At 70.5% G+C, this 13,893-nt stretch carries 15 protein-coding genes; 7 read left to right on the top strand and 8 right to left on the bottom strand.

The window, feature by feature from the left end:
* Nucleotides 1–129 precede the first annotated feature (129 nt).
* From VF632_RS20375 to VF632_RS20365, 3 genes are all read left to right on the top strand, one after another.
* On the top strand, nt 130–1,701 hold the full coding sequence (locus VF632_RS20375; protein WP_331024756.1) for a bifunctional UDP-sugar hydrolase/5'-nucleotidase: 1,572 nt from the start codon (nt 130–132) through the stop codon (nt 1,699–1,701).
* Between the two features lie 134 nt (nt 1,702–1,835).
* Nucleotides 1,836–2,096, top strand: coding sequence for a hypothetical protein (locus VF632_RS20370; protein WP_331024755.1), 261 nt, complete (start codon nt 1,836–1,838; stop codon nt 2,094–2,096).
* A 141-nt stretch (nt 2,097–2,237) separates the two neighbouring features.
* Nucleotides 2,238–2,573, top strand: coding sequence for a hypothetical protein (locus VF632_RS20365; protein ID WP_331024754.1), 336 nt, complete (start codon nt 2,238–2,240; stop codon nt 2,571–2,573).
* Here the strand turns inward: VF632_RS20365 and VF632_RS20360 are convergent.
* Entirely contained in the window at nt 2,570–3,337 is a 768-nt protein-coding gene (locus tag VF632_RS20360) for an NRDE family protein (protein WP_331024753.1), read from the bottom strand. The two genes, VF632_RS20365 and VF632_RS20360, sit on opposite strands and share 4 nt — an antisense overlap.
* 111 nt (nt 3,338–3,448) lie before the next feature.
* Here VF632_RS20360 and VF632_RS20355 point away from each other — a divergent pair, with 111 nt between their 5' ends.
* Nucleotides 3,449–4,249 carry an alpha/beta hydrolase gene (locus VF632_RS20355; RefSeq protein WP_349264024.1) on the top strand — a complete coding sequence of 267 codons (801 nt, stop codon included), beginning with the start codon at nt 3,449–3,451 and terminating at the stop codon, nt 4,247–4,249.
* Nucleotides 4,249–5,133, top strand: coding sequence for a metallophosphoesterase family protein (locus tag VF632_RS20350; RefSeq protein WP_331024751.1), 885 nt, complete (start codon nt 4,249–4,251; stop codon nt 5,131–5,133). The genes VF632_RS20355 and VF632_RS20350 overlap by 1 nt, the downstream gene beginning before the upstream one ends.
* Before the next feature lie 28 nt (nt 5,134–5,161).
* Here the strand turns inward: VF632_RS20350 and VF632_RS20345 are convergent, their stop codons facing one another.
* Nucleotides 5,162–5,563 carry a type II toxin-antitoxin system VapC family toxin gene (locus VF632_RS20345; protein ID WP_331024750.1) on the bottom strand — a complete coding sequence of 134 codons (402 nt, stop codon included), beginning with the start codon at nt 5,561–5,563 and terminating at the stop codon, nt 5,162–5,164.
* Entirely contained in the window at nt 5,560–5,802 is a 243-nt protein-coding gene (locus VF632_RS20340) for a FitA-like ribbon-helix-helix domain-containing protein (RefSeq protein ID WP_331024749.1), read from the bottom strand. Before VF632_RS20340 ends, VF632_RS20345 begins: the two co-directional genes overlap by 4 nt.
* A 204-nt stretch (nt 5,803–6,006) precedes the next feature.
* Between VF632_RS20340 and VF632_RS20335 the strand changes: the two genes are divergently transcribed.
* Nucleotides 6,007–6,615 carry a hypothetical protein gene (locus VF632_RS20335; protein WP_331024748.1) on the top strand — a complete coding sequence of 203 codons (609 nt, stop codon included), beginning with the start codon at nt 6,007–6,009 and terminating at the stop codon, nt 6,613–6,615.
* 84 nt (nt 6,616–6,699) lie between these two features.
* Here VF632_RS20335 and VF632_RS20330 read toward each other — a convergent pair whose 3' ends face one another.
* The 5 genes from VF632_RS20330 to VF632_RS20310 all read right to left on the bottom strand — a co-directional run bounded on the left by VF632_RS20330 (nt 6,700) and on the right by VF632_RS20310 (nt 12,524).
* A complete protein-coding gene (locus VF632_RS20330; protein WP_331024747.1) occupies nt 6,700–7,779 on the bottom strand; it encodes an Ig-like domain-containing protein in 1,080 nt (359 codons plus the stop codon).
* A 163-nt stretch (nt 7,780–7,942) separates the two neighbouring features.
* The gene (locus VF632_RS20325; RefSeq protein ID WP_331024746.1) at nt 7,943–8,440 is read right to left on the bottom strand and encodes an outer membrane beta-barrel protein; all 498 of its coding nucleotides are present in this window, start codon (nt 8,438–8,440) and stop codon (nt 7,943–7,945) included.
* Nucleotides 8,441–8,604: 164 nt separating this feature from the next.
* On the bottom strand, nt 8,605–10,062 hold the full coding sequence (locus VF632_RS20320) for a M20/M25/M40 family metallo-hydrolase (protein ID WP_331024745.1): 1,458 nt from the start codon (nt 10,060–10,062) through the stop codon (nt 8,605–8,607).
* 31 nt (nt 10,063–10,093) lie between these two features.
* Nucleotides 10,094–12,073 (bottom strand): S9 family peptidase, encoded by a 1,980-nt coding sequence (locus VF632_RS20315; protein WP_331024744.1) that lies wholly within the window; start codon nt 12,071–12,073, stop codon nt 10,094–10,096.
* Between the two features lie 19 nt (nt 12,074–12,092).
* On the bottom strand, nt 12,093–12,524 hold the full coding sequence (locus VF632_RS20310) for a hypothetical protein (RefSeq protein ID WP_331024743.1): 432 nt from the start codon (nt 12,522–12,524) through the stop codon (nt 12,093–12,095).
* Nucleotides 12,525–12,645: 121 nt separating this feature from the next.
* Here VF632_RS20310 and VF632_RS20305 point away from each other — a divergent pair, with 121 nt between their 5' ends.
* Entirely contained in the window at nt 12,646–13,413 is a 768-nt protein-coding gene (locus tag VF632_RS20305) for an alpha/beta hydrolase family protein (protein ID WP_331024742.1), read from the top strand.
* Nucleotides 13,414–13,893 lie beyond the last annotated feature (480 nt).

The following is a 13,893-nucleotide window of genomic DNA, read 5'->3' as shown; positions in this document are numbered from 1 at the left end:
CTCTTCGGGCTTCGGGCCGCCGCGCGGGAAGTGCCCATGCTCCCGCCTACCATGCGCCACCGGGCGTACCGATTGCATCGCCAGACGGCAAACGAACCCGGCCGTGCTTCCCGACACCGCTCGCTTCCGATGATGATCTCGTTTCCCCGCGCGACGGCCCGTGCCGCATGGCTGGCCCTGGCCGCCGCCGCGTGCTCGCCCGCGCCTCCCGCCACCGCGCCCGCGCCCGAAGCGGCCAAGCGGGTGCGGATCGTCCACACCAACGACTTTCACGGCCGGCTGCTGCCCCAGGCGGTGTCGCAGCGCGCCGCGGGCGGGTCGGCGGTGCTGGCGGCGCACTTCGACAGCGCCGCCGCGCGCTTCGCCGGGCCCACGGTGATCCTTTCCGCGGGCGACGACATGCAGGGCACGGCCATCAGCAACCTCAGCTGGGGGCGCGCCACCATCGACGCGCACAACGCGGCGGGATACGACGCGGCGGCCATCGGCAACCACGAGTTCGACTGGGGGCAGGACACCCTGGCGGCCCGGGTACGCGACAGTCGCTTTCCCTGGCTGGCCGCCAACCTGTTCGTCGCCGGCACGCGCCGGCACCCGGCCTGGGTGCGGCCATGGGTGATGGTGGAGCGCGACGGCGTGCGTACGGCCATCATCGGCGTAGCGCTGCAGACCACCCCCGAGATCGTGCTGGCGGGGCGCACGGCGGGGCTGGAGTTCGGCCCCGAGGCGCCGGCCGTGGACGCGGCCGCGCGGGAGGCGCGCGCCGCCGGGGCGGACTTCGTGGTGGTGACCGCCCACCTGGGCGCCGCCTGCGAAAGCGCCGGCAGCGAGCCGGAGGAATCGTCGGCCGGGTGCTCGGGCGAGGCGCTGGAGATGGCGCGCGCGCTGACGGAGCCGGTAGACCTGGTGGTGGGCGGCCACTCCCACCGCCGCGTGCTGACGATGGCGGGTTCGGTTCCGTTCGCGGAGGCTGCGTCCTACTCCACCGCCTACAGCGTCACCGACCTGGAGCGCCGCGGGGGACGGACAGCCGTCACCCATCGCTCCATCCGGGTGCCCTGGGCGGACCAGGTAACGCCCGACACGCAGGTGGCGCGCATCGTCGCCGCGTGGGAGGCGCGGGTGAAGCCGGTGACCGAGCGCACCGTCGCCACTTCCGCGGTCGCGTTCGCGGGGCGTGGACGGGGCGAGTATCCGCTTGGCAACCTGCTGGCCGACGCGCACCGGGTGCAGACCGGGGCCGACGCCAGCCTGGTGAACAACGGATCCATCCGCCGCGACCTTCCGGCCGGCCCCATCAGCTGGGGAACGGTGTTCGAGCTGCAGCCCTTTCAGAACGCCCTGGTCACCCTGCGCGTCTCGGGCGCGCAGCTGAAGTCCGCGCTGGAGAACGCCGTGCTGGGCGCGGCGCCCGACGCGCACATCTCGGGGATGGGGGTGACGTGGGACCCCGCCGCGCCCGCCGGTCGCCGCGTTCGCGAGGTCCGGCTGTCGGACGGGCGCGTGGTGGCGGATGCCGACACCGTCACCCTGGCGGTGACGGAGTTCCTGGCCGGCGGCGGCGACCGCTTCACCTCGCTCATGGAGGCGCCGCGGACCGCCACGTCGTGGATCGACCTGGACGCGCTGATCGCCTACCTGCAGTCGCTGCCGCAGCCGATCGCGGCCCCCGCGGTGGGGCGGTGGAGAACGGTCCCGTAGCAACGATGCGCTTCGGTGCAGGTGCATCGCATCGAACAAAGCCGCCGAATTGCCTCCGTTCCGGTTCCGGCACTGGGCTTGCGCCTGTCGGGCCGTTTCGAGGTGAACGACCGGATTCGAGGGGGGAGGAAGCGATGGCGTGCCCTACCGTAACGCTGACGGGAATCACGGCCGAGGTGTGGGTGTGCTGCCGGCGAGAGGCACGGCGGCTGGGGGTGAACTTTCCCGACGAGGACAGCGGCACGGCCTACCACCCCGACGCCGACGCGGGCTACGTGTGGAACCGGGACGACGGCAGCCTGCAGGTGACGTTCACGCGCATTCCGTCGTACATCCGCTGCGAGATGATCGAGGCGCGGCTTCGCGAGGGCGCGCGTCTCTGCGGCGCGCGATAGCTCGTTCCTTTACGGGCATGGCAGAAGGGCGGCTCCCGCACGGGTGCCGCCCTTCGCCGTCCACCCGACGAAACTCGTTGGCCGGCATCCACGTACACGCCCCATCGGTTCACGTTTCCGGAACGGGAAAGGCCTTCATCGATGACCGCGCTAAGCCCCGAAATCGGCCGCTGCCCCAACTGCCGCGCCTCCATCCGCCAGGATCATCCGTATCAATGGTGCAGCGAATGCGGCCAGCCGCTGCCCGTGGATCTCCGCCCGGCGGTTCGCTCGGCGCCCGCCGCGGCGCCCTCCGCGGACCCCCTCGTGCCACGGGTGATGGCTCGCCACTTCCGAAGCTCGTACAAGTCGTGGGACGAGATGTTCGGCGAGGCCGCGGCGTTCGCCACCCAGGTAGGACGCGGCCGGCTGATTACGATCGGGCACTCGGCGGACCAGGGCGAAGGCGTGGTGACGGTGTGGTACTGGTCTGCCTAGCCGTCGATGCGGAAACGGAAGCGCGCTTCGCCCGAGCCGTCGGGCGTGGCGGTGCGCTCCACGAACGTCACCTCGCCGTCACTGCCGATGGTGAGCACGGTGGACGCGCGGGTGCCGTAGACGTCGGAGGCGATGAAGGGCGCCGACAGCAGGCGCTCGCGATCGGCGCCCACGCCGGTGTCGGGAAGGTGGTCATCCGCGGCGATCACGCGGTCGCCCAGCATCTCCCACAGCCCGCTCTCCCAGCCGTCCGCCTCCGGGGACGAGAGGGCGGACCGCATGGCGGCCTTGGCGCGCTGCACCTTGGGCCACGGCGTGTCGAGGAGCGCGTTGCTCAGGCCGTACACGCCGGGGTGCAGGCGGTGGACGCCCTCCGCGCGGTTGGAAACGTAGAACACGCCGTCTCCATCACCAACCAGCAGGTTGAAGCCGTTGTACGCCGCCCCGCGCGCCGCCACCTCCTCCGCGTACGCCTGGGCCTCCATCGTCCCGCGCAGGAAGCCGGCGACCAGGGCGCCGCGCGACGGGGGGTCGGGACGGGGCGGCGCCGTCTCGCGGTAGTTGGTGATGGCGGCGAAGCGGCCGGCGCGGGTGACGCCCATCCAGGTGCCGCCCTCCTGCAGGTCGCGCCCGGCGAGGACCTCGGGCACGTCGCTCCACCACGCCGCGGGGGCGGTGGGGCGGGCGTAGAACTCGTCGCGGTTGGCGGCTACCACCAGCCGGTGGCGCGGGTGCCGGTCGAGGGCCAGGACGATCAGGCACATGGGGTGCTGTAGGTCGGGTCCCCCCGCGCGAACGCAACGGGGAGATCGGAGTATCAGAGGCGCCTCCCACGGGCAGGCGCCGTCCGCAAACTTGCCACGCAGGGCCCAGCGATGCTGCACTACCGCAAGCACATGCTTTCACCCGACCACGAGTGGGTGGTGTTCGTGCACGGTGCCGGGGGCAGCTCGTCCATCTGGTACCGCCAGGTGCGGGAGTTCCGCAAGAACTTCAACGTGCTGCTGGTGGACCTGCGCGGCCATGGCGATTCGCAGCCGCCCATGCTCAAGGCGTTCGAGGGGGAATACACCTTCAACGACCTGGTGGGCGAGATCGTCGAGGTGCTGGACGACGCCGGGATCCAGCAGGCGCACTTCGTGGGCATCTCGCTGGGGTGCATCCTCATCCGCATCCTGGGCGAAATGGCGCCGGAGCGGGTGAAGAGCATGATCATGGGCGGCGCCATCATCCGCCTGAACCTTCGCTCGCGCGTGCTGGTGGGGCTGGGCAACGCCTTCAAGCGGGTGATCCCCTTCATGTGGCTGTACCGGCTGTTCGCCTGGGTGATCATGCCGCGGCGGCGCCATCGCGAAAGCCGCTCGCTCTTCGTCAGCCAGGCCAAGAAGCTGTGCCAGAAGGAGTTCATCCGCTGGTTCCGGCTGACGTATGGCGTAAACCCGCTGCTGCGCCTGTTCGAGGACAGGGAGCTGCCCATTCCCACGCTGTACCTGATGGGCGACGAGGACTACATGTTCCTGCCGCCGGTGCAGCGGATGGTGCAGCGGCAGACCCGGTTCACGCGGCTGGAGATCATCCCCGAGTCCGGGCACGTGGTGAACGTGGACCGCCCCGAGCTGTTCAACGAGCTGTCCATCGGCTTCATCCGCCAGGCGGCGCTTTTGCCGGCCGCTTGATGGTCCCGCTCACATCGTCTCGGTTCTCCTGCGCCGCGGCCCTGATTGCCGCGGCGTTGCTGCTGGCGGGCTGTGGGCGCGGCGGCGACGGCCGGGACGACACGTCGCTGGCGGCGGCGGGGGACATCGCGGGGTGCTTCTGGCGGGGCGACGAGGCGACGGCGCGGCTGCTGGACCGCATGGGCGGCGTGGTGGCGCCCCTGGGCGACGTGGTATACCCGCATGGGACGGACGCGGAGTTCCGGCGCTGCTACGGTCCCACCTGGGGCCGGCACCTGGACCGCACGCGGCCGGCCGTGGGCAACCACGAGTACAAGACGAAGGATGCGGCGGGATATTTCCGCTACTTCGGCGCGCGGGCGGGCCAGGCGGGAAAGGGATGGTACAGCTACCAGCACGACGGCTGGCACGTGGTGGTGCTGAACAGCGAGGAGCCGTTGGAGCCCGGTTCGGAGCAGGTGCGCTGGCTGGAGGCGGACCTGAAGGCGCACCCCTCGCGCTGCACGCTGGCGTACTTCCACCACCCGCGGTTCAGCTCGGGGCGGCACGGCGGCAAGGCGCGCGTGGCCGACGCGTTCCGGGTGATGTACGACCACGGCGTGGACGTGGTGCTGAGCGGCCACGACCACCACTACGAGCGCTTCGCCCCGCAGGACCCGGACGGGCGCGAGGACCGCGAGCGCGGCATCCGCCAGTTCGTCGTCGGAACCGGCGGTGCCCCCTCCTACCGGCTGCGCAACAAGCCCGTGCAAAACAGCGAGGCCCTTTCCAACAACGTCCGCGGCGTGCTGCGCCTGGTTTTTTACGAGGACGGGTACGAGTGGGAGTTCGTTCCCATCCCCGGCCGCCGCTTCGAGGACCGCGGCCGCGGCGACTGCCACTGACGCTGCCTGCGACGCAGCTTCGCCGTTCCTACGTTACGAAATTCGCCATGGACACCGCGACCGAGGGGAATGATTGCAGCACCCGCTTGTCCGAAGTGACCAGGACAACCCCCAGATCCTGGGCAAGGTGCACGAATTCGCAATCATAGGCGCTACGGCCGGTCTGCTCGGCCAGGCGGAGTACCGGAGCCGACTCTACCTGGTACTCGCTCCCCTCGAGGAGTGTCTCGGCTTCTTGCATGTACTGCACGGCATCCCGAAGTGAAAGGTGCTTCTGGCGCACGTACAACGCGAGGACGTTGCGGAACTCGCTACGCCAGAGCAGGGGCGCCGTCCAGGCCGGGTCCCGCAGGAGTACCGCTTCGGCTTCGGCGGTCCGATCACCCCGAATCAGAAGATACGCAATCAGGTTGGAATCGGCGACGATCATGGCCGCCCCTCGCGGCGGCTTCGCTCCAGCAGTTCGTCGGTGAGCGGAGGAAGGTTCGTGCGATCCTGGATCCGGCGAACGCGGGCGAGGAATGCCTCGGGGTCCATGGCCAGGCTGCCAACAGACCGCTCCAGGCGATGGAGCACTTCGCTGTTCAGGCTGCGGCGATGCTCGTCCGCGCTCTCGCGCAACCGATTCAGAAGGTCATCCGGAATGGACTTTATCGTCAGGCTCGGCATCTTTCCTCGTGTGGTTGCATTTTGGAACCAAAACGAAATGTAGTGGCTCTCGGGTGAGACTGCAATCGATGTTTTCGGCACCCGCACGCAGGCGGCGACAGCCGGGATCTTCCTGGCTGAGCGAAGACCCGGCTGAAACCGCCCGCCCCGCTCCACCGTACATCGCGCTTGTTCGGCCTACAACTACGCTCCTCGACTGCTGACATGCTGACTCCGCTGAATCGTCCCAGGCTTTCTGCGCCGCGCCCCCATCCCCTGGCGCAGATCGGGCCGCGGGCGTGGATGGCCGTTGGCGGGATCGCCGCGGTGGGCGCGGCGATCGGGGCAGGCATGGGCCTGGGATGGCACCAGTCCGGGTTCTTCCTGTGGCTTGTCGTCGCCCTCGTGCTGACGTCCGCGGTCCGCGTGGGGTGGCGGATGGTGCGCGGGGGCCGCGCGGCCGGGCACGTCCGGCGCCGCACCCGCTCGATGGTGCAGCAGCTGGGCGGCGGCGCGTACGGCGTCATCGGGCTAGCGACCTGGCTGTTCCTGGAAGCGCAGACCCTCGCCGGCGACGTGGGGAAGGCCACGGGGGTGATGGACTTCATCGAACAGAAGTCCTTTTCGTGGCTGATCGGGTTCAGCGTGGATTCGGTGCTGAACGCGGTGTGGGCGGGGATCTGGCCGGTCTACTGGTTCAAGGACCATCCGCTGGTGATGGGGCTGGTGTTCGCGCTGGCGTGGGGCGGCTCAGGGCTGGCGAGCCGCTGGGCAACCTGGCCGGCTGCCGAACCGGAGCTGGATACTCTGCATCAGGCGAACCCGGCGGCGTAGTCTCCTTCTTCCGGACGCAGGAAGCCCCGGCGGCGCGGGTGCGCCACCGGGGCTCGGGCGAGTAGAGCCGGTGCGGCCCGCGGATCAGTTCGTGACGGTGATCTCGTGCACAAGGCCGGCGGCCTGCAGCTGCTCGGAGCGATACTGCCGGAGGTTGCGCGTCATGTCGAGCACCTCCAGCGTGATCGTCCACTTGCCCGCCGCGGCGTTGGCGGGCACGGGGATGGAGCACTTGAACGTGCCCGTCGCCACCCCTTCGCCTTCCAGCGGCCCACCGCCGCACCCCCATCCCACGCCGGTGCCCGGCGGGCTGATCCCGACGGAACCCCTCCACATCCCTGATGCAGCGTCCGTGGTGGTAAAGGTGAATTCCACGACCTTTGCGCCCGTCGCGAGGTTCACGGTCGCCGGCTGCACCGAAAGCGCGGTAGCCACGGGCGGCGTGACGTCCTCGTTCGGGCTCTGCACCTTCAGGACGGGGTTCATCCCGGTGGCGGCCAGTTGCGCGTCGGAATAGATGGTCCTGGTTCCCGCGCTGTCGGTCGCTCCAAGGCTCTTCACCCTCCAATCGCCGCCCACGGAACTCCGGGGAAGCTGGATGGCACACTTCCACGTGCCTGCCCGCGACGTGCCCATGGCCGGCACCGGCCCCGTGGAGCAGGCCTGCCACTGGTGGTTGAAGGCACCGGGGCGCACCGACTCCAGCTGCAGACTGATCGACGCCATACCCCCCTCCGCCTGGGCGGTGATCGCGAACTCCACCGGAGCGTCCGCCGTCCCGACGTTCGCCTCGCCGGGCGAGATCGTGAGGCCCGTCACCACCGGGGGCCGGCGCCGCACCGTGACCGGCACCGTCACGCTCTGCCCGCCCGCGGCGGCGGCGATCGTGGCCGTGCCCCAGCCCTGCGCGGTCAGGAGGCCTGCGCTGCTGACCGAGACGATGCCGGGCGCCGAACTGGACCACGTCACCGCATGGCCGCCGTTCATGTTGCCGGCCCCGTCCCTCGGAATGGCGGCCATGCGCAGCGTGTCGCCAAGCATGAGCACGGGCTCAGCGGGAGCGATGGAAATCGAGGCTACCGGCTGGATCGTGGCGGGAGAATCGCAGGCCGAAAGCAGCGCGAACAGGACCGGGACGGCAAGGTGCCAGCGTGAACGGTTCATCGGGTGCGGCCGGGGCTGATGGACGGGGGGGCGTGGAGCGGCGGTGCGAGGGATCGTGAACTATACCCGGCGTGGCCCGAAAGGCCAAGGGGCGCGAACGAGAGCGGGACGGCGCCGCCGCCGTCCCGCTCTCATCGTGCCGATCTCCAGCCGGTGCCGCGGCTCAGAAGCGGAAGCGCGCGCCCAGGCCCAGGGAGATGTAGTTGAAGTCGTCGATGGTGCGGTAGCGCACCTCGGGGGTCACCGAAAGGTTGTAGCTGACCGCGTAGTCCGCGCCCAGGCCGGCCTCCAGCCCCGTTTCGTCCTCGTGGAAGAGGGCGCCCAGCATGGCGTACGGGTTGGCGACCCCGCCGCCGGTGCCCAGCCCCACGCGCCCGCCCAGTTCGAATCCCTCCAGCTCCACCTCCTCGTCTCCCAGGACGGTGTCGTCGTCGTAGTCGAAGCTGAACTGCGAGTAGCCCCCGTAGAGGGCGAAGGTGGGCGCCAGGTCCAGCGAGGCGCGCACGCCGAAGCCCACGCCGGTGTCCACCAAGTCGGCGGCGTCGCCGGTGGGGATCCCCGCATCCAGGCGAAGCTCCACGCTCACGGGAAGCTGCGCCGCCGCGGGAGCGGCCACGGCCAGGAACGAGGCCGCGAGCAGAAGTGACACTGTCTTTTTCATGTCCTGCCGATCCGGTGATAGGTGATTGCGGTGCCGCCGGGCAGTCGGCGCACCCGCATGGAACCACGGAATGCGTCCCGAGGTTCCCTCGCTGTATCGTTTAGATGCGCGAAGGCCCGCCAGGGTTGTGACGGGCCTTGCGCGTTTCGTCCCTCGCGTCGAGCTCAGCTGGCCACCCGCTGCAGCACGCGGTACAGGTACTCCGTGGCCCAGCCCAGCGCACCGACGGGAACGCGCTCGTTGTCGCCGTGCATCCTCAGCTCGTCCTCGATGGGCATGGGCATCGGCAGTATCCCGTAGGTGGGAATGCCGATGGCCCGCAGCGCCGCGCCGTCCGTGGCGCCGGTGGACATGAAGGGGAGCACCGTGGCCCCGGGCGCCATCGTCCGCGCCGACTGCTCCATCGCCTGGAAGAGTTCGGTGGATACGGGCGACGGGGGCGGCGCCTGCGCGGGGTCGCCGTCCAGCGCAAAGGTCACGCTCGGCTCACCGCCGGCCTGGTTCATCATCCGCACCACCTCGGTGATGTCTTCGCCGGGAAGGATGCGCACGTTGAACGTGGCCCGCCCCTCCGAGGGGATCACGTTCGTGCGGAATCCCCCGTTCAGCAGGGTCAGCGAGGTGCCGGTGCGCAGGACGGCGTTGTGCAGCGGGTCGCGCGAAAGGACGGCCGCGGCACGGTCGATCTGCTCGCGCGAGGCGCCTTCGGACGAGATGTCCTGCATCGCCCGCTTGACCTCCGCGTTCTGCTCGATGGTGGCCAGGCGCTGAAAGTACAGCCGCGTGGTCTCGATCAGCCGCACGGGGGCGCGCCACTCGTGCACGCGGGTGACGGCGCGGGCCAGCGCGGCAAGGGCGTTGCCGGCGAGCGGAACGCTGCCGTGTCCGCTGGGCCCGGTAGCACGCGCCACCACGTTGTACGCCACCTTCTCGGTCGTCTGGATGTTGACGGTGCGGATCTGCCCGTCCATCACCCGGATTCGCCCGCCCTCGTTCAGCGCGAACTCGGCGTCGCCGATCAGCGCGCGGTGGTTCTCGATCACCCAGTCCACGCCCACCGGCGGCCCGCCCTCCTCGCCCGCCGTGCCGAAGAAGATGATGTCGCGGTCCAGCCGGTCGCGCTGCGCGGCGAGTTGGACGAAGGCCGTCAGCGTGGCGGCCAGCATTCCCTTGTCGTCGATGGCGCCGCGTCCGTACAGGTAGCCGTCGCGGAAGGTGGGCTCGAACGGGTCCGTCTCCCACTTGCTGGTGTCGGCGCCCACCACGTCCATGTGGCCCATCACCAGCACCGGCTTCTGGCGCGCGTTCCGGGCGCGGAGGCGCGCGACGAAGTTGGCGCGCGTGCTGTCCGTCGGAACGCGGAGCACGTGCGTCTCCACCCCCGGAACACGGCTGAGCACCGAATCGAAGTACAGCGCCGTCGCCAACTCGTTGCCGGGCGGGTTCTGCGTGTTGATGCGGATGAGGTTCTGCAGGTGCGCCAGCGTGGAGGCCTGCGCCTGCGCGCGGCTGAGCCCCGCGGGCGCGGCGGCGCGCACCGCGTACGTGGGGTCCTGCGCGGCTGCGGCACCCGTCGCGAGGACGACGGCCGCGAGGGCGAACGCCAGATTGCGAATGATCATTCGGTTACTTTCTTCAGCTCGGGAACTTCGACTACTGCGTGCAGGCTGGAGCCTGGTGCTCCAGCACGCGATCCAGGAAGCGCGCGATTCGCTGGTACGCCGTCACGCGGTTGGCCAGCTTGGCGATGCCGTGGCCCTCGTCGGGAAATCGCAGGTACTCCACGTCGCCGCCGCGCTGGCGCACGGCGCGGACGATCTGGTCCGCCTCGGCGACGGGGACACGCGGGTCGTTGGCGCCGTGCACCACCATCAGCGGGCTGCGGATGCGGTCGGCGTAGCTCAGCGGCGAGATCTGGCGGAAGAACTCGCGGTCCGCCGCGTCGTCGATGTTGCCGTACTCGATGCGGTCGCTGTTCTTGAGGGACGGAGACGCGTCCTCGAGCCCGCTGATCCAGTTGGCCACGCCCACAAAGGGCACGCCGGCGCGAAAGAACTCCGGGAGCTGCGCCACGGCGGCGTAGGTCATGTATCCGCCGTAGCTTCCGCCCATGGCCGCCACGCGGTTCCCATCCACCCCCGGAAGCGCGCGCAGCCACTCCACGGCGGCCTGCATGTCGCGCACGGCGTTGGGGCGCAGGCGCTTGTTGTCCAGTTGCGTGAACCGCTGTCCATAGCCGGTGGAGCCGCGGAAGTTCAGGTCGAGCACCGCGTAGCCGCGCGCCAGCAGGTACTGCTTGACGGGATCGAATCCCGGCCTCGCCTGCGAGGTGGGGCCGCCATGCAGCATCATCACCACCGGCGGACGCGCGCCGGCCGCGGCGGGGGGCGAGTACAGCAGCCCGTGGATGGTTTCGCCGTCGAAGCTGGGGAACTGCACCGGCCGCGGGGTGACGAAGCCGGTAGGGTCCAGCCCGGCCAGCGTGCTTTCGGTCGCGCGGGACAGCGTCTGCGCCGCCGCGTCGTACACCCACACGTCGCCGGGCGTCCCCGGCCCCGAAACGCCGATGGCAAGCCGCGGCGCGGCCTGCGCCCATTCCAGCGAGCCGACCACGCCGCCCGGAAGGTTGGCGACGCCCAGGTCGCGCTGGCCCGGCAGGTCGCGGATCACCAGGCGCGAGAATCCGCCCTCGTTGATCGTGTACGCCAGGAACTTTCCGTCAGGCGAGAGGGCCACCTGCTCCACGTCCCAGCGAGGCTGCTGCATCCAGTGCAGCTGGCGGTCGGGGAGGTGGTAGTGCGCCAGCCCGGCGAAGTCGCGCTCGTGGTTGGTGGCCACGAAGAAGCCCTGGCCGTCCGGCGTCCACTGGATGGAGCGGTAGCTGGACATCTGCGCCGGGGCGAACAGCGTGTCGAGCTTCTGCGTGCGCAGATCCAGCAGCATCAGGTCGTTGTCGGCCTCGCCGCGCCCCTGGCTGAGCACCATCGCCTCACCGTCGGGGCGCCACGCCTCTACCTGCAGGTTGCCGGCGCCCCGCAGCACCATGCGCGCGGGGCCCGCCGGGCGGCCGTCGGCGGCCAGGTCCAGCAGGTACAGGTCGAAGTCGCGGCCGTTGCGCTCGGTGGATACGTAGGCGATGCGGCTTCCGCGCGGAGACCACCCCGCGAAGTCGCGGAAATGCTCGTCCGACGGGGTCAGCTCGCGTTCCCTAGTGCCGTCGGGGGAAAGCAGAAAGAACTGCGTCCGCTCGTTGCCGCCGCGGTCCGTGCCGTAGGCGATCCACCGTCCGTCGGGGCTCCACCGGGCGAACTGCACGCGGTTGGCGCCGAAGGTGATCTGCCGCGCCGCCGCCGGGCCTTCGCCCCGCACCGGCGCCACCCACAGCTGCGGCATGCCGGTAGTGGAGGTCAGGTACAGCAGCTCGCGGCCGTCCGGCGAAAGCTGCGCGCCCGAGGCGCTGCGGACGTTCAGGTAGCGCGCGACGCCTTGGCAGTCGGCGCCGGCCAGCGTGAGCGCCGCCGGCTCCAGCTGCGGCACGTCCACGGGGGCGGGCGTGGGAAGGGTGTCCTGGGCGGCGCCCGGCGCGGCGGCGGCGAGCGCCCCGGCCAGCAGCAGGCGGATGGATCCGTTCATCTCGATGACGGTGATGAGGTCAGTCGGAGCGGGTCTGGCGGACCAGGCGGATCTGCGCGCCCTCGAATCCGGACCCGCGCAGGACGACGTTCATGGTGTCGGCCTGCGCCTGGCGGGTTTCCATCCTCACCGGGTGGTATCCCTCGCCGTCCAGCCGCAGCACGTACTCGGGATAGTCCCACTGCCCCTCTATCGACACGTCCGTGCGGGTGGAGACGACGGTGTCGGTAAAGACGTCGGACGTGCGCACGGTCAGGCCGCGCAGCTCGCCGCTGCCGGTCACCCGGTTCTCGTCGTCGTGGTCGAAGCTCAACGACAGCTCGTACGGAAAGCTGCGCCCCACCCACGTGCCGTCCAGGCGAAAGACGCCGGCGCGCAGCGGGTCGTCTCCGCAGGCGGCGGCGAGCGCGGCCAGCGGCAGCAGGGCGAAGTAGCGAAGGCGGAAGCGCATGGCGTTCGGGCGCGCGGGGTTGCATCTCGTTGATGAAGCACAGAATAGCCGGATACCCGACGGGGCGGCAATCGGGTCCGCTGGGGGCGTGGCGGCAGCGAACTTGCCCCGCGCGCCGGGCATGTTGAAACGGCAGATCCACCAGACCACGCATTCCGACAAGCCGGTGCCCGCGGGGCGGCGCATCGTGCTGGACTTCCGCGCGGGGGGCGAGGCCATCCCGGGCATTCTGCTGCTGCCGCGCGACCCCGTCCCGGCGCCGGGGGTGGTGCTGCTGCACGGCTACTCGTCGCGGAAGGAGCACATGGCCGAGGGCGTTGGCGGCTCGCTGATGCGGCACGGCATCGCAAGCCTGGCCATCGACCTTCCGCTCCACGGCACCCGCGGCGATCCACTGCAGGCCCAAGCCGCGCGCAATCCGCTGGCGCTGGTGGGGCTGTGGCGGCAGGCGCTGAAGGAGGCGAAGCTGGCGCTGCGCTACCTGTCCGCCCGGCCGGAGGTGAACTCGGGGTGCCTGGGCATCGCGGGCTACTCGCTGGGCTCGTTCCTGGCGGTGCTGACCGCGGCCGACGAGCCGTCGGTGCGCGCGGTAGTCCTGGCGGCGGGGGGCGACCTTCCGGCGGGCACGCCGCTGGCCGCGATCGCGCGCACGGTGGCGGACCCGCTGCGGGCGGTGCGCAAGCTGGACGGCCGCCCGCTGCTGATGGTGAACGGCACCGCCGACCGCACGGTGCGCCCCGACCAGGCGGAGCGGCTGTTCGCCGCCGCGCAGGAGCCCAAGGAGCTCAAGTGGTGGAACGCGGGGCACATCCTGCCGCCCCCGGCCATCGACTATGCGGCGGAGTGGCTGCGGGAGAAGATGCGGGGAGGCGAGGGGGAGCGGACGTAACGGGTGGGGCGTTTCGAAATGCGCCGGCGCATGCCGAAGGCGCCCCCCATCCCCAGCCCTTCCCCCGCAAACCGCGCGGGGGAAGGGAGCCAGTGCCGTGCGTTACACCGGCCTTTCCGCACAATCTGTCATCCTGAGCCCCAAGCGCACCGTGCCAGCCCGCACAACATCCCTCGCGGGGCGAAGGATCTAGCCTCGGGCACTTCCAAGCCGGGGCGCGGCAGCGGTCACCGCAGCGTGGGCCTCGGTTTCGTCTCGGTTTGCGGACGGCGGGGCGTTTCGAATGGCGCCGGCGCATTCCCCGGCTGCCCTCTCCCCCGGCCCCTCTCCCGCAAGCGGGCTACCCATTACCCACATCTTTGTATCGGGCCAGGGCCGCACGAAACCAAGGTGGCAGCAGGGGTTTAGCCCTCATCTGCGTCTACGCAGGAGATGGAGTAGCGCGCATTCCGGTGCGTAGAAGCCACACACTCCTGCGTC

This window comes from Longimicrobium sp. (assembly GCF_036388275.1).
Taxonomy (GTDB): domain Bacteria; phylum Gemmatimonadota; class Gemmatimonadetes; order Longimicrobiales; family Longimicrobiaceae; genus Longimicrobium.
The sequence above is the reverse complement of the archived record's forward strand: the minus strand, read 5'-3'. Positions and strand labels throughout refer to the sequence as shown.

What these genes read in the sequence shown, in the direction of transcription:
- VF632_RS20330 (WP_331024747.1), bottom strand. Translation starts at nt 7,779, where the DNA reads ATGAACCGTTCACGCTGGCACCTTGCCGTCCCGGTCCTGTTCGCGCTG.
- VF632_RS20305 (WP_331024742.1), top strand. Translation starts at nt 12,646, where the DNA reads ATGTTGAAACGGCAGATCCACCAGACCACGCATTCCGACAAGCCGGTG.
- VF632_RS20375 (WP_331024756.1), top strand. Translation starts at nt 130, where the DNA reads ATGATGATCTCGTTTCCCCGCGCGACGGCCCGTGCCGCATGGCTGGCC.
- VF632_RS20315 (WP_331024744.1), bottom strand. Translation starts at nt 12,073, where the DNA reads ATGAACGGATCCATCCGCCTGCTGCTGGCCGGGGCGCTCGCCGCCGCC.
- VF632_RS20335 (WP_331024748.1), top strand. Translation starts at nt 6,007, where the DNA reads ATGCTGACTCCGCTGAATCGTCCCAGGCTTTCTGCGCCGCGCCCCCAT.
- VF632_RS20345 (WP_331024750.1), bottom strand. Translation starts at nt 5,563, where the DNA reads ATGATCGTCGCCGATTCCAACCTGATTGCGTATCTTCTGATTCGGGGT.
- VF632_RS20370 (WP_331024755.1), top strand. Translation starts at nt 1,836, where the DNA reads ATGGCGTGCCCTACCGTAACGCTGACGGGAATCACGGCCGAGGTGTGG.
- VF632_RS20355 (WP_349264024.1), top strand. Translation starts at nt 3,449, where the DNA reads ATGCTGCACTACCGCAAGCACATGCTTTCACCCGACCACGAGTGGGTG.
- VF632_RS20325 (WP_331024746.1), bottom strand. Translation starts at nt 8,440, where the DNA reads ATGAAAAAGACAGTGTCACTTCTGCTCGCGGCCTCGTTCCTGGCCGTG.
- VF632_RS20310 (WP_331024743.1), bottom strand. Translation starts at nt 12,524, where the DNA reads ATGCGCTTCCGCCTTCGCTACTTCGCCCTGCTGCCGCTGGCCGCGCTC.
- VF632_RS20340 (WP_331024749.1), bottom strand. Translation starts at nt 5,802, where the DNA reads ATGCCGAGCCTGACGATAAAGTCCATTCCGGATGACCTTCTGAATCGG.
- VF632_RS20360 (WP_331024753.1), bottom strand. Translation starts at nt 3,337, where the DNA reads ATGTGCCTGATCGTCCTGGCCCTCGACCGGCACCCGCGCCACCGGCTG.
- VF632_RS20320 (WP_331024745.1), bottom strand. Translation starts at nt 10,062, where the DNA reads ATGATCATTCGCAATCTGGCGTTCGCCCTCGCGGCCGTCGTCCTCGCG.
- VF632_RS20365 (WP_331024754.1), top strand. Translation starts at nt 2,238, where the DNA reads ATGACCGCGCTAAGCCCCGAAATCGGCCGCTGCCCCAACTGCCGCGCC.
- VF632_RS20350 (WP_331024751.1), top strand. Translation starts at nt 4,249, where the DNA reads ATGGTCCCGCTCACATCGTCTCGGTTCTCCTGCGCCGCGGCCCTGATT.